Genomic DNA, 12,897 nt, shown 5'->3' with positions numbered 1-12,897 from the left:
GTGGTCGCTGAAGGAACTAGGCCTCGACGCTCAGCTCGGCCCGGTCGAGTTCCTCCTCGACCAGATGGAACGCGTCGTCGCCGATGGTCTCGGTGCGCCGCAGATTGAGCAGCGCCCGACGCGCGGCCGCGATGGCGCGGCGGCGCAGCGGATCCGACGGCAGCTCGCGTGAGGTCAGGCCGCCATCTGGGTCATTCTCGGCGCGCACCAGCACGGCGCGATATTCGAGCCGGAGGATCTCGGCTTCCTCCGACGGGTCGGCGTCGATCTCCTCGAGCGCTGCGCGAAAGACCACGCCGCGGGCATGGGCCGCCTCGCGCCCGACCGGGTCGTCGTCATCGAAATTCAACGCCAGGATCAGAGGCCGCAAGGTCAATCCCTGGATCACGAGCGAGCCCAGCACCACGGCAAACGCCGTCAGCAGGATCAGGTCGCGATATGGAAAATACTCGGGCAGGGCAAACGCGGCCGCCAGCGTAACGATGCCGCGCATGCCGCACCACGAGACGATGAAGCTGCGCTTCAGGGTCGGCACGGCCTCCACCACATGGGCGGGCAGCCAACTGCGTGCCTTCAGCATGCGCAGCAGGGCGCCGTAGGGCATCACCCAGAGGATGCGGGCGAGGATCACGACGGCGAGGATCGCGGCGGCAAAGCTGCAATATTTCCACCGCACCTCATCGTCGAGCTCGGACCAGATCGGACGCAATTGCAGGCCGATCAGCATGAAGGCGAGCACGTTGAGCACGAAGACGACGGTTTCCCACACCGCATAGGACGACACGCGCAGCCGCGCCGATGTGCGGGCCGGCGCGGTGCGGGCGATGGTGATTGCATAGGCGATGATCGTGAGGATGCCGGACAGCCCGAGATGCTCGGCGACGATCCACACCATGAAGGTGCCGCCGAACTGCGTGATGATCGCGCTCGGCGCCTCGGTGATGCGGCGGGTGATCATCATCCAGACTTGCGCGAACAGGTAGCCGGCGGCAAGGCTGCCGACCAGCGCGACCGTGATCGACGGCACGAATTCGCGGATCTTCATGTGTTCGGCGGCGACCAGGCCGACCGCGACGCGATAGATCAACAGCGCAGTGGCATCGTTGAGCAGGCTCTCGCCTTCGAGGATCTTCTGGATCCGGTAGGGCAGGTTGACCTGGCGCAGGATCGCGGTGGCCGCAGCCGCGTCCGGCGGCGCCACGATGGCGCCGAGCGCGATCGCGACCGGCCAGGGCATGTCCGGGCGCAGCCAGTGCGCGACCACGGCGACCGCCGCTGTCGTGACGCCGACCGCGACCACCACCAGCGTCGAGACCGGCAGCCAGTTGTTGCGGAGATCGCGCAGCGAGGTGTCGTAGGCGGCATCGAGCAGCACTGGTGCCACGAACAGCGCCAGCGCCAGTTTCGGTTCGAGGGCCCAGGTCGGGGCCAATGGCAGCAGGGTCAGCAGCACGCCGCCGAGCGCAAGAAAGGTCGGGTAGGGCACCTTGATCCGCCGCGCCAGCGCCGACAGCGCTACCGCCGCGAGCAACAGGCCGATGATCCATTCGAATGTCAGCAAGGCGAACCCCCAACTACGGCTTCAAGTGCGGCTCCAAGTGCAGCCGATTTTCGCAATTGACGTATAATCCAGCGTGTGGTTTTGCGGCAAATGGCGCGCTGCCGGACATCAGAGGCCGGCGGTTCGGGTGCGGGAGAGGGAAGTCTTGTCGGCAATCGGAATGCGACGAAGAGCTGCAAACCTGGCCTTCAATCTGGTTCTGGCGCTGCTGTGCGTTTGCCTGTCGGGCGCGCTGACGTCAGGCGTTGCGCGCGCGGCCGGCAGCGAGCCCGGCAAGGATGTGCAGGCCGATGCCGGGCCCTGCATCGCTGCGGTTGCGGCAACGGATGACGACAAGACCATCGATGCCTGCGGCGTGCTGATCGACAATGAGAAGGCGCCCAAGCCGGATCGAATCAAGGCGCTGATGGCACGCGCGAGCGCCTATGACCGCAAGCAGATGATCGATCGCGCGATCTCGGATTACGACACCGTGCTCCGGCTCGATCCGTCGCTTGCCGACGCCCACAATGCGCGCGGCGAGCTTTGGCGCCGCAAGGGCGACCGGCCAAAGGCGATCATGGATTTCGGTGCCGCCGTCAAGCTCAATCCCGACCACGCCGCCGCCAAGGCCAACTACAAATCGCTGTCGCTGGAACTGGAGCGGATCGGCGCCATGATGGCGGTCGCCGGCAAGCCGAGCTTCGATTGCCGCAAGGCGCGCCGGCCGGTGGAGAAGGCGATCTGCGCCAATCCCGAGCTTGCCGATCTCGATCGCGAGATCGGCGCATCGACCTTTCGCGCCGTGCGCGAGGCAAAGGATCCGCGCCGGGCGCGCGATCTGCAGCGCGAGCAGGATCAGTTCATCGCCCGCCGCAACGCGGAATTCGGCAAGCCGGACTATGACCTGCAAAACGCCATGCGCGAGCGGTTGCGGCAGATCAACGGCGTCGACGGCTACTAGTGCCAACGTCGGTAGGTTTCTGGCTTGAATTATCGGTCGCGTCCATGACAATGGCCGCCAAAGAGAGACAACCATCCAAAGTCGTCATGCTCGACCACGACGATGGAGGCGAGGGAGAAGCGCAATGAACGTCCAGCAGAAGAGCCGGTATCATGAGGTGTATGCCCGCTCGCTTCGCGACCCCGAGGGCTTTTGGATGGAGGCGGCGCGCGAGATCGACTGGATCGAACCGGCCAAGAAAGTCTTCGATCCGTCCATGGGCGCCTATGGACGCTGGTTCTCCGGCGCCGTGGTCAATACCTGCTACAACGCGCTGGATCGCCATGTCGCCGGCGGCCGCGCCGGCCAGGTCGCACTGATCCACGATTCCCCGCTCACTAACACCATCACCAAATTCACCTACTCCGAGCTGCTGGCGGAGGTGCGGACGCTGGCCGCCGTCATGCAGGATTTCGGCGTGGCCAAGGGCGATCGCGTCATCCTCTATATGCCGATGGTGCCGGAGGCTGTCGTTGCGATGCTCGCCTGCGCGCGGATCGGCGCGGTGCACAGCGTGGTGTTCGGCGGCTTCGCGGCCAAGGAGCTCGCGACCCGCATCGACGACGCCAAGCCGAAGCTGATCTTCTCGGCGAGCTGCGGCATCGAACCCGGACGCATCGTGCAGTACAAGCCGCTGCTCGACGAGGCGATCCGCCTCGCCGGCGCCAAGCCCGACACCTGCATCATCCTGCAGCGGCCGCAGCAGGCTTGCGAGCTGACCGCGGGCCGCGACCATAACTGGGCGACGCTGCGCCGCGCCGCGTTCGACGCCGGCAAGGCCGCGCCCTGCGTGCCGGTCGCCGCGACCGATCCGCTCTACATCCTCTACACCTCGGGCACGACCGGAATCCCGAAGGGCGTGGTGCGCGACAATGGCGGGCATCTCGTTGCGCTGAAATGGTCGATGTATAATCTCTACGGCGTCAAGCCCGGCGAGATCTGGTGGTGCGGCTCCGACATCGGCTGGGTGGTCGGTCACTCCTACATCGTCTATGGCCCGCTGATCCATGGCGCGACCACGATCATGTATGAGGGCAAGCCGGTCGGCACGCCGGATGCCGGCGCGTTCTGGCGCGTGATCAGCGAGCACAAGGCGGTCGCCTTCTTCACGGCGCCGACCGCATTCCGTGCGATCAAGAAGGAAGACCCCGAGGGCAAGCTGCTGAGGAGTTACGACCTCTCGCGCTTCCGCACGCTTTTCCTCGCCGGTGAGCGCGCCGATCCGCCGACGGTGGAGTGGGCGGAGCAGCAGCTGAAGGTGCCGGTGATCGATCACTGGTGGCAGACCGAGACCGGCTGGTGCATCGCCGGCAATCCGGTCGGGCTCGGCATGCTGCCGGTCAAGCACGGTTCGCCGACGGTGCCGATGCCGGGCTATCAGGTCGACATCGTCGACGAGGCGGCGAAGCCGGTGCCTGCGGGCACCATGGGCTCGATCGTGATCAAGCTGCCGATGCCGCCGGCCTGCCTGCCGACGCTGTGGCAGCAGGATGATCGCTTCAGGGACGCTTACCTCTCGGAATTCCCCGGCTACTACAAGACCTCGGATGCCGGTTACAAGGATGAGGACGGCTATGTCTGGGTGATGGGCCGCACCGACGACATCATCAATGTCGCCGGCCACCGGCTCTCCACCGGCGGCATGGAGGAGATCCTGGCCTCGCATCCCGACGTCGCCGAATGCGCCGTTCTCGGCGTCAAGGACGCCATCAAGGGCGAGGTGCCTTGCGGCTTCCTGGTGCTGAAGGCCGGCGTGAGCAAGACGCCGGATCAGGTCGAGAAGGAAGTCGTGGCGCTGGTACGCGAGAAGCTCGGGCCGGTCGCGGCGTTCAAGCTCGCGATCACGGTCGCGCGGCTGCCGAAGACCCGCTCCGGAAAAATCCTGCGCGGCACCATCAAGAAGATCGCCGACGGCGAGTCCTGGACCATGCCGGCGACGATCGAGGACCCCAAGGTGCTCGACGAGATCGGCGAGGCGCTGAAGGACAAGGCGTAGGTCGACGTCACTCGGGCGTTGCTCTCTTCAGTGGAGAGAGCGCGCCGTGTGGCCCCCCTTTCCCCAACATCGCGTGTGAGGGGCGCATCTTGGTGAGGTTTCCATCCCGAGGGGTGCGCGATTTCGGAATATTGGAATTATCCCCCTGAGTTGCCCGACGTGTCAAGTTGCCTTGTCGAATGCCGGCGCCCCCGGCACCGCGCAATCGAGCCCTGCGCATCGAAACGCGTCCGGAAGCAGAATGGCCTTGATTTTGATGGATTGCCGGGTCATCCCGGCATCCAACGCCAAGACCCCACGAGACACGGACCCACAGATGCGAACCATTTCCGCACGCGCGACTTTCGCATTGCTGCTCGCCCTGCCGCTGCTGGCAGGCTGTCTCGAGCGCGGCCGATCGCCGATCGCGGAGAGCATGGGCGACGACGATCAGTACTGCCAAGGCAATGGCAAGGTCGCGGTCGGCTCGCCCGAATATGTCGCCTGCCGCAAGGACCGCGATGTGCAGCGCCAGAACGCCGAAGCCCGTACCGATCGCCGGCAGCGCGATCTCGGCGAGTACATGATGAACCATCCCGACGTGCACTAGGCGCCGGGCCAAATTCCCTTGAGCTATCGGCTCGCCGCCGCACGATCGTGAGCGGCCCTTTTGGATGGATCAGGTCCTGTGCTTGTTGAAGGCGAGCTCGCGCTGCAACGTGACAGGATCGGCGAGCTCGACGGTTTGCGCGCGATCGCGGTTCTGATCGTCGTCATCTGGCACTATTTCGGAACGCCTGATGGTCCAGAGGGCTGGCCGTGGAAATTGCTGCATGTCGGCCGCTTCGGTGTCGACCTGTTCTTCATTCTGTCCGGCTATCTGATCACCGATATTCTGCTGCGGCATCGCGCGGCTGAACGATATTATTCCGCCTTCTACGGCAGGCGCGCGTTTCGCATCTGGCCGCTCTACTACCTGATGTGCGCCGCGGCTCTGATCGGCTGGACCTTCTCGCTGAGCCCTGACTTGTTCGACACAAGGGGCGTGCCCGGCTGGCTGTATTTGTTCGGCTTGCAGAACTTCGGCATGGCCAAGGCCCAGACCGATGGCGCCTACTTTCTGGCCGTCACCTGGTCGCTTGCGATCGAGGAGCAGTTCTATCTGCTGTTTCCGTTGCTGGTCCGCAACGTCCCGCCCGAGCGGCTGTTCGCGATCCTGCTGGTGCCGATCCTGATCTGCCCGATCGGGCGCCTGATCGACAGCGCGCTGCCGGACGCCTACGGCTGGTACGTGCTGCCGCAATTCAGGATCGATTCGCTGGCGATCGGCGCGCTGATCGCCTGGTGGCGCCTCTATCGCAAGCCGGATGCCGAGGTCTCCAGACGCGTCGCCGCCATCCTCAAATGGTCGAGCATGTCGCTTCCCCTGTTGTGGCTGTTCGGGTGGAAGCGCTGGTCGGTGGCGTTCTCGCACACGCAGGTCGAGATCTTCTTCGGTTCCCTGCTGTTCGTCGTTCTGGAAAATCGCGGCTCGCCAAAACTCGCACTGCTGCGCAGCTCGGTCGCGACCTTCTTCGCCAGGACGTCCTACGCGGCGTATCTCACCCACCACGTCATCGCATACCTGCTGTTCGCCGTGCTGCATCAACCGAGGACAGTCGAGAGCCTCGCCGGCCTCTCGCTGACCTTCGGCGCGCTCGCGCTGACGCTCGGGCTGTGCGCCCTGAGTTATCGCTATTTCGAACGTCCGCTGCTCGACTTCGCCCACCGGCGCTTCTCGTTCGGGTAAGCGAAAGCGGGCCACCGGCGCGGCGGGTGCGGGATCAAGGCTACCCGTGCCCCAAACAAAGACGCGGCGGGTTGCCCTGCCGCGTTTCGTAGTCCGGTGTTCGCGAAACGGAGCCTACTCTTCGTCGTCGGCCTTCTTGCCGCCGATCGTCTTCAGCTTGGCGAACACGGCATCGACGTTGAGATCGTCGTGCCGCTCGATCGGCTGATCGTCCAGCTCGTCCTTGCGCGTGGTCTCGGAGGCCGGCAGCAGCGTGGCGCCGCCGTAAACGGTCGTGGTCGGCTTTTCCTTGGCGGCGCGCTGCACCTCGAAATCGAGCTCGATCTGCGAGCACAGGCCGAGCGTCACCGGGTCCATCGGGGTCAGGGTCGAGGCGTTCCAGTGGGTGCGGTCGCGCACGCTGGCGATCGTGGTCTTGGTGGTGCCGACCAGACGCATGATCTGCGCGTCCTTCAATTCGGGGTGGTTGCGCACCAGCCAAAGGATCGCGCTCGGCCGCTCGTGGCGGCGCGACACCGGGGTATAGCGCGGGCCTTTCTTCTTGGCGGCGGTCGGCAGCACCACCTTGCTCTCCTGGAGCCTGAGGCGGTAATTCTGGTCCCGCTCGCCGCGCTCGATCTCCTCGCGGGTCAGCTGGCCGTTGGAAATCGGGTCCATGCCCTTGATGCCCTGGGCGGCGTCGCCGTCGGCAATGGCGCGCACCTCCAGGGGGTGCATTTTGGTGAAATCGGCCACCTGATCGAACGTCAGGGCGGTATTATCGACCAACCACACGGCAGTCGCCTTCGGCATCAGCGGTGCGTTGCTCATGGCAAATCTCCTTTGTGCTTCGCCCACCTCTGTAGAGGCGAAGCTGGTAGTCATCGGCGATGACGGGAATTATAGGGCCTATATAAGCCCTCCGGGGGGAATGGCGCAATGGGCCAGCAAAATCGCCTTGACAGCGCCCGAAAGCAGTCCCAAGTCCTTATCCTAACTGGCCGTTCCCCGCCCGCCGGCGAGGGGTGATTCGGTCCCGAGATTGCCCCGAGACAGCCTGATGTCAGCGAAAAAACCCGATCTTAGAATCGTGCTTTGTTCCCCCCGCGGCTTTTGCGCCGGGGTGGTCCGCGCCATCGATACAGTCGAACGCGCGCTCACCATTTATGGTGCCCCGGTCTATGTCCGGCACGAAATCGTCCATAACAAGTATGTGGTCGACAGCCTGAAGACCAAAGGCGCCATTTTCGTCGAGGAATTGGCCGAAATCCCCGACGATACCAATGCGCCGGTGGTATTTTCAGCCCACGGCGTTCCCAAGTCGGTTCCGGCTGAGGCCAAATCCCGCAATTTCTTCTCGCTGGACGCGACCTGCCCGCTGGTGACCAAGGTCCACCGCGAGGCGGCGATCCATTTCAAGCGCGGCCGCGAGATCCTCCTGATCGGGCATTCCCATCACCCCGAGGTGGTCGGCACCTTGGGCCAGCTCCCGGTCGGCGCCGTGACCCTGATCGAGACCGCCGAGGATGCAAAGACCTTCGTCCCGAAGGACCCCAACAACCTCGCTTTCGTGACCCAGACCACGCTGTCAATCGACGACACCGCGGAGATCGTGGCGCTGCTCAAGCAGCGCTTCCCGAATGTGAACGGTCCGCACAAGGAAGACATCTGCTACGCCACCACCAACCGTCAGCTTGCGGTCAAGAAGGTGGCGCCGGTGGTCGATGCCCTGATCGTGGTCGGCGCGCCGAACTCGTCGAACTCGCAGCGCCTGCGCGAGGTCGCCGAGCGCGAGGGCTGTCCCATTGCCGTGCTTGCACAACGTGCCAGCGACATCGACTGGAGCAGGTTCGAAGGCATCAAGAGCCTCGGCATCACCGCGGGCGCCTCGGCGCCGGAAGTGATCGTCGAGGAGATCATGGGCGCCTTCGCCGAGCGCTTCGAACTTCACGTGGAGACGGTCTCGGCCGCGGAAGAGAACGAGTTCTTCCCGCTGCCACGTTCGCTGCGGCCCGACGCTGCCGCCGCGGAATAGACCATATGGCGGTTTACACCGACGTTGCCGCCGAAGACCTCGCGGAATTCCTCAAGAGCTACGAGATCGGCGAATTGCTCTCCTACAAGGGCATCGCCGAGGGCGTCGAGAATTCGAACTTCCTGCTGCACACCAGCCAGGGCGCCTACATCCTCACGCTCTATGAGAAGCGCGTGGCGGAGGACGACCTGCCGTATTTCCTCTCGCTGATGGCGCATCTCGCCGAGCGCGGGGTGTCGTGCCCGCAGCCGGCGCGCAACCGCAAGGGCGAGGTTTACAGCCGGCTTGCCGGCCGGCCGGCGGCGATCATCAACTTCCTCGAAGGCATGTGGCCGCGGCGGCCGAACGTGGCACATTGCTCAGGCGTCGGCGCGGCGCTGGCCAAAATGCATCTGGCCGGCCGCGACTTTCCGCTGGTCCGCAACAATCCGCTGTCGGTCTCCGGCTGGCGGCCGCTGTTCGATCTCGCCGCCGCGCGGGCCGACAGCGTGCAGCCGGGTCTGCACGACTTCATCGCGCGCGAGCTCGATCATCTCGAATCCGCGTGGCCAGCGGACCTTCCGGTCGGCGTGATCCATGCCGACCTGTTTCCCGACAACGTCTTCTTCCTCGGCGACAAGCTTTCGGGCCTGATCGACTTTCCGTTCGCCTGCAACGACATCCTGGCCTACGACGTCGCGATCTGCCTCAACGCCTGGTGCTTCGAGCCGGATCATTCCTTCAACGTCACCAAGGCGCGCGCGCTGCTCAATGCCTATGGCCGCGAGCGGCAATTGTCGGCGGCGGAACAGGCCGCGCTGCCGCTGCTCGCGCGCGGCGCCGCGCTCCGTTTCCTGCTGACGCGCCTGGTCGATTTCCTCAACGTGCCCGCGGGTGCGCTGGTGCAGCCGAAGGACCCGCTGGAATACGTCCGCAAGCTGCGCTTCCACCAGAACGTCGCTGCTATCAACGACTACGGCATCACGCCGGCAGGATGCGTGGCGTGAGCGACAAGCCGCATGTGATTGTCTTCACCGATGGTGCCTGCTCAGGAAACCCCGGACCGGGCGGTTGGGGCGCGATCCTCAGGTTCGGCGACGTCGAGAAGGAATTGAAGGGCGGCGAGGCGCACACCACCAACAACCGCATGGAGTTGATGGCGGCGATCTCGGCGCTGGAAGCCCTGAAGAAGCCCTGTGTGGTCGACCTCACCACCGACAGCCAGTACGTCCGCCAAGGCATTACCGGATGGATTCACGGCTGGAAGCGCAATGGCTGGCGCACGGCCGACAAGAAGCCGGTGAAGAATGTCGAGCTGTGGCAGCGCCTCGACGCCGCGCTGAAGCCGCATGAGGTGCGCTGGCACTGGATCAAGGGCCATGCCGGCCACGCCGAGAACGAGCGCGCCGACGAGTTGGCGCGCGAAGGCGTGGCGATGGCGAGGTTGAAGGGGTAGGGCGGCGCTTGCCGACTGCGCATCAGCGATCCCGGCTGTAGCCATTCCCAAAACTGTTATCGCCCGCGAAAGCGGGCGATCCAGTATTCCAGAGACATCGGCAATTGAAACGGGAGGCCGCGGCGTACTGGACGCCCGGTCGAGCCGGGCGATGACAGTGTGCGTGGGCCGTCAGCTCAGAGCTGCCCGAGCAGCGTGTCGCCGCCGGAGACCTCGACCTTGCCCGGAGCCGGCTCCTTGTTGAGCTTCTTCACCACGCCGTCCTCGACCAGCATCGAGTAGCGGTGGGAGCGGATGCCGAGGCCGTTGCCGGAAGCGTCGAGCTCCATGCCTATCGCCTTGGTGAAGTCGGCATTGCCGTCGGCCAGGAAGACGGCTTCGTCGCGCTGGTCGGTGTCGCGCTTCCAGGCGTTCATCACGAAGGCGTCATTGACCGAGACGATCGCGATGGTGTCGACGCCCTTGTTCTTCAGGGCATAGGCGTTGAGGAAGATGCTCGGTAGATGCATCTTGTGGCAGGTGCCGGTGTAGGCGCCGGGCACCGCGAACAGGGCAACCTTCTTGCCCTTGAAAATGTCGTCGGTGGTTTTGACCTGCGGACCCTCGGCGGTCATCACGCGAAATTTGGCTTCCGGCAGCTTGTCGCCAACATTGATCGTCATCGTTGTTCTCCCTCGGTGAAGCGGAATTGTCTTAAACCCGGCGGTTGGACCGCACAATACGACCTGCTGCGGGAACGGCAATGCCGAAGCGCAGTCACCGTTCCGTCATCAGCCGGAAAACCCGCCGGCGTCGAGAAAGGCCTGCTCGTCCGCGGTGGTTTCCCGACCCAGCACCCGGTTACGGTGGGGGAAGCGGCCGAACCGGCGGATGATGTCGGCGTGGTCCTCGGCGTATTTCAGGTTGTCGGGATGGCAGTCATATTGCCGGAACAGCGTCACGCAGCGCTGCTGGTCGTCGAGGTCCTCCGAATGCTCGAAAGGCAGATAGAGGAATTCGCGCAGCACCGGGTCGGTCCGCGCATCGATGCCGCGGTCGATGGCGTGCCTTGCCACCTCACGCGCCAGCGCATCACTTGAAAAGGTCTTGGCGTTGCCTCGAAACAGGTTTCGCGGAAACTGGTCGAGCACGATGGTCAGCGCCAGCGCGCCCTCGTCGCTCGCCTCCCATGACGACAATTCGCCGGCAGCCGCCTTCTGCCAGGTGGCAAGGAAGCGGCTGCGGATTTCGGCATCGAAGGCTTCGTCGCGCGTGTACCAGCGGTCGCGGCCGGCCTTCAGCCAGAACGCCAGGATGTCCGCAGGCGTCGCGATGCGAGCATCAAAGTCATGTCCGTCCAACGCCCGCATCACTTGTTTCAGGCCGCGGCCTTCTTCTCGTCGCGCAGCTCGCGGCGCAGGATCTTGCCGACATTGGTCTTCGGCAGGTCGGTCCTGAACTCGATCTGCTTCGGCACCTTGTAGCCGGTGAGCTGGGTGGCGCTGAACTTGATGATGTCCTCGGCGGTGATGTTGGGGTCTTTCTTGACCACGAAGGCCTTCACCGCCTCGCCGGACTTCGCATCGGGAACGCCGATCACGGCGCATTCGAGCACGCCCGGATGGCTCGCCAGCACTTCCTCGATCTCGTTCGGATAGACGTTGAAGCCCGAGACCAGGATCATGTCCTTCTTGCGGTCGACGATCTTGGTGTAGCCGTTCTCGTCCATCACGCCGATGTCGCCGGTGCGGAAATAGCCGTCCGACGTCATCACGCGCGCGGTCTCGTCCGGCCTGTTCCAGTAGCCCGCCATCACCTGCGGACCCTTGGCGCAGATTTCGCCGGCTTGGCCGACCGGCAGTTCGTTGCCGTCGTCGTCACGGATCGACAGATAGGTCGAGGGCACCGGCAGCCCGATCGTACCGGAGAAACTTTCGATGTCGGCGCGGTTACAGGTCAGCGTCGGCGAGGTCTCCGACAGCCCATAGCCTTCCGAGAGCGGAATGCCGGTGACCTTGAGCCACTTCTCGGCGACAGGCTTCTGCGTGGCCATGCCGCCACCATTGGCGATCTTCAGCTTGGAGAAATCCAGCTTGTCGAAGCCTGGCGTGTTCAACAGGCCGTTATAGAGCGTGTTGACTGCCGGAAAAAAGCTGACCTGATATTTCGCCAGCTCCTTGATGAAGCCGGCCATATCGCGCGGATTGGGGATCAGCAGATTGGTGCCGCCGGAGCGCACGCCCAGCAGGTAGCACGCAGTCAGGGCGAAGATGTGATAGAGCGGCAGCGCGCAGACGATGACCATCTGGTCGACGATCGGCGGCTTCTTCAGCGCTGGCTGCAGCCAGGCGTCATTCTGCAGCACGTTGGCGAGCACGTTCTGGTGGATCAGCGTGGCACCCTTGGAAACGCCGGTGGTGCCGCCGGTGTATTGCAGGAAGGCGACGTCCTGGCGCGTCAGCACGGGCTTGTTGAGCTTCATGCCGCGGCCGGCCGACAGCGCCTCGTTGAAGGTGACCGCGCCGGGGATCGACCAGGCCGGCACCATCTTCTTCACCCGGCGCACCACCAGGTTGACGATGACGCCCTTGAAGCCGAGCAGGTCGCCCATGCTGCCGACGATCACCTGTTTCACCGCGGTGTTCGCCAGCACCTTCTGCACGGTGGTGGCAAAGTTCTCCAGCACGATGATCGCTTCCGCGCCGGAATCCTTGAGCTGATGCTCGAGCTCGCGCGGAGTATAGAGCGGATTGACGTTGACCACGGCATAGCCGGCGCGCAGCACGGCGGCGATCGCGATCGGATATTGCAGCACGTTCGGCATCATCAGCGCGACCCGCGCGCCTTTCTGCAGGCCCTTGCTCTGCAGGTAGGCGCCGAGCGCCGTCGACATCTCGTCGAGCTCGCGATAGGTGATCGCCTTGTCCATGCAGATGAACGCCTTGCGATCGGCGAACTTCTTGAAGCTCTCTTCCAGCAATTCGACCAGCGACGAATATTGCGTGACGTCGATATCGGCGGGCACGCCGGCCGGATAATGCTTGAGCCAGATGCGCTCCATAATGGTCAATCCCCTCTCTCAAATTTGGCTGATGTCCCGGATTGTTTCCGGGTTTCCCGACCCTGGGCCGTATTATCTTGGCCGCTTTATTTCAGGCAGTA

Annotated in this window: 12 protein-coding genes; 7 read left to right on the top strand and 5 right to left on the bottom strand. The window is 64.3% G+C overall.

All coding sequences use genetic code 11. The annotated features are described in order from the left end of the window. Positions 1–16: 16 nt before the first annotated feature. The gene (locus HAP47_RS37030; protein WP_173643785.1) at positions 17–1,561 is read right to left on the bottom strand and encodes a cation:proton antiporter; all 1,545 of its coding nucleotides are present in this window, start codon (positions 1,559–1,561) and stop codon (positions 17–19) included. 160 nt (positions 1,562–1,721) lie between these two features. On the opposite strand from HAP47_RS37030, the gene HAP47_RS37025 reads away from it, so the two are divergent. The 4 genes from HAP47_RS37025 (at position 1,722) to HAP47_RS37010 (ending at position 6,307) form a co-directional block, all read left to right on the top strand. Next, the gene (locus HAP47_RS37025) at positions 1,722–2,504 is read left to right on the top strand and encodes a hypothetical protein (protein WP_173643786.1); all 783 of its coding nucleotides are present in this window, start codon (positions 1,722–1,724) and stop codon (positions 2,502–2,504) included. A gap of 124 nt (positions 2,505–2,628) precedes the next feature. Further along, a complete protein-coding gene (locus HAP47_RS37020) occupies positions 2,629–4,539 on the top strand; it encodes a propionyl-CoA synthetase (protein WP_173643787.1) in 1,911 nt (636 codons plus the stop codon). 316 nt (positions 4,540–4,855) lie between these two features. Continuing rightward, the gene (locus HAP47_RS37015) at positions 4,856–5,128 is read left to right on the top strand and encodes a hypothetical protein (RefSeq protein WP_173643788.1); all 273 of its coding nucleotides are present in this window, start codon (positions 4,856–4,858) and stop codon (positions 5,126–5,128) included. Between the two features lie 78 nt (positions 5,129–5,206). Then, complete coding sequence (locus tag HAP47_RS37010) at positions 5,207–6,307, top strand: acyltransferase family protein (RefSeq protein ID WP_173643789.1); 1,101 nt, start codon at positions 5,207–5,209, stop codon at positions 6,305–6,307. 114 nt (positions 6,308–6,421) lie between these two features. On the opposite strand, the gene HAP47_RS37005 is transcribed toward HAP47_RS37010, so the two are convergent. Continuing rightward, positions 6,422–7,117: a DUF1013 domain-containing protein gene (locus HAP47_RS37005; protein WP_050405544.1), complete on the bottom strand. Its 696-nt coding sequence runs from the start codon at positions 7,115–7,117 to the stop codon at positions 6,422–6,424. A 229-nt stretch (positions 7,118–7,346) separates the two neighbouring features. Between HAP47_RS37005 and ispH the strand changes: the two genes are divergently transcribed. From ispH to rnhA, 3 genes are read left to right on the top strand one after another with little or no spacing between them, the layout of a single operon-like run. Then, complete coding sequence (ispH, locus tag HAP47_RS37000; RefSeq protein WP_173643790.1) at positions 7,347–8,321, top strand: 4-hydroxy-3-methylbut-2-enyl diphosphate reductase; 975 nt, start codon at positions 7,347–7,349, stop codon at positions 8,319–8,321. A 5-nt stretch (positions 8,322–8,326) separates the two neighbouring features. Beyond that, positions 8,327–9,307 carry a homoserine kinase gene (locus HAP47_RS36995; protein WP_173643791.1) on the top strand — a complete coding sequence of 327 codons (981 nt, stop codon included), beginning with the start codon at positions 8,327–8,329 and terminating at the stop codon, positions 9,305–9,307. Beyond that, positions 9,295–9,756, top strand: a complete 462-nt coding sequence (gene rnhA, locus HAP47_RS36990) for a ribonuclease HI (RefSeq protein WP_171947839.1) — start codon at positions 9,295–9,297, stop codon at positions 9,754–9,756. Before HAP47_RS36995 ends, rnhA begins: the two co-directional genes overlap by 13 nt. Positions 9,757–9,932: 176 nt before the next feature. Here rnhA and HAP47_RS36985 read toward each other — a convergent pair whose 3' ends face one another. From HAP47_RS36985 to HAP47_RS36975, 3 genes are all read right to left on the bottom strand, one after another. Next, positions 9,933–10,418, bottom strand: a complete 486-nt coding sequence (locus tag HAP47_RS36985) for a peroxiredoxin (RefSeq protein ID WP_097673720.1) — start codon at positions 10,416–10,418, stop codon at positions 9,933–9,935. Positions 10,419–10,526: 108 nt separating this feature from the next. Further along, entirely contained in the window at positions 10,527–11,105 is a 579-nt protein-coding gene (locus HAP47_RS36980) for a DUF924 family protein (RefSeq protein ID WP_173643792.1), read from the bottom strand. 8 nt (positions 11,106–11,113) lie between these two features. Further along, positions 11,114–12,796 carry a long-chain fatty acid--CoA ligase gene (locus HAP47_RS36975; RefSeq protein ID WP_173643952.1) on the bottom strand — a complete coding sequence of 561 codons (1,683 nt, stop codon included), beginning with the start codon at positions 12,794–12,796 and terminating at the stop codon, positions 11,114–11,116. Positions 12,797–12,897: the final 101 nt, after the last annotated feature.

Source organism: Bradyrhizobium sp. 41S5 (genome assembly GCF_011516665.3).
Taxonomy (GTDB): domain Bacteria; phylum Pseudomonadota; class Alphaproteobacteria; order Rhizobiales; family Xanthobacteraceae; genus Bradyrhizobium; species Bradyrhizobium quebecense.
The sequence above is the reverse complement of the archived record's forward strand: the minus strand, read 5'-3'. Positions and strand labels throughout refer to the sequence as shown.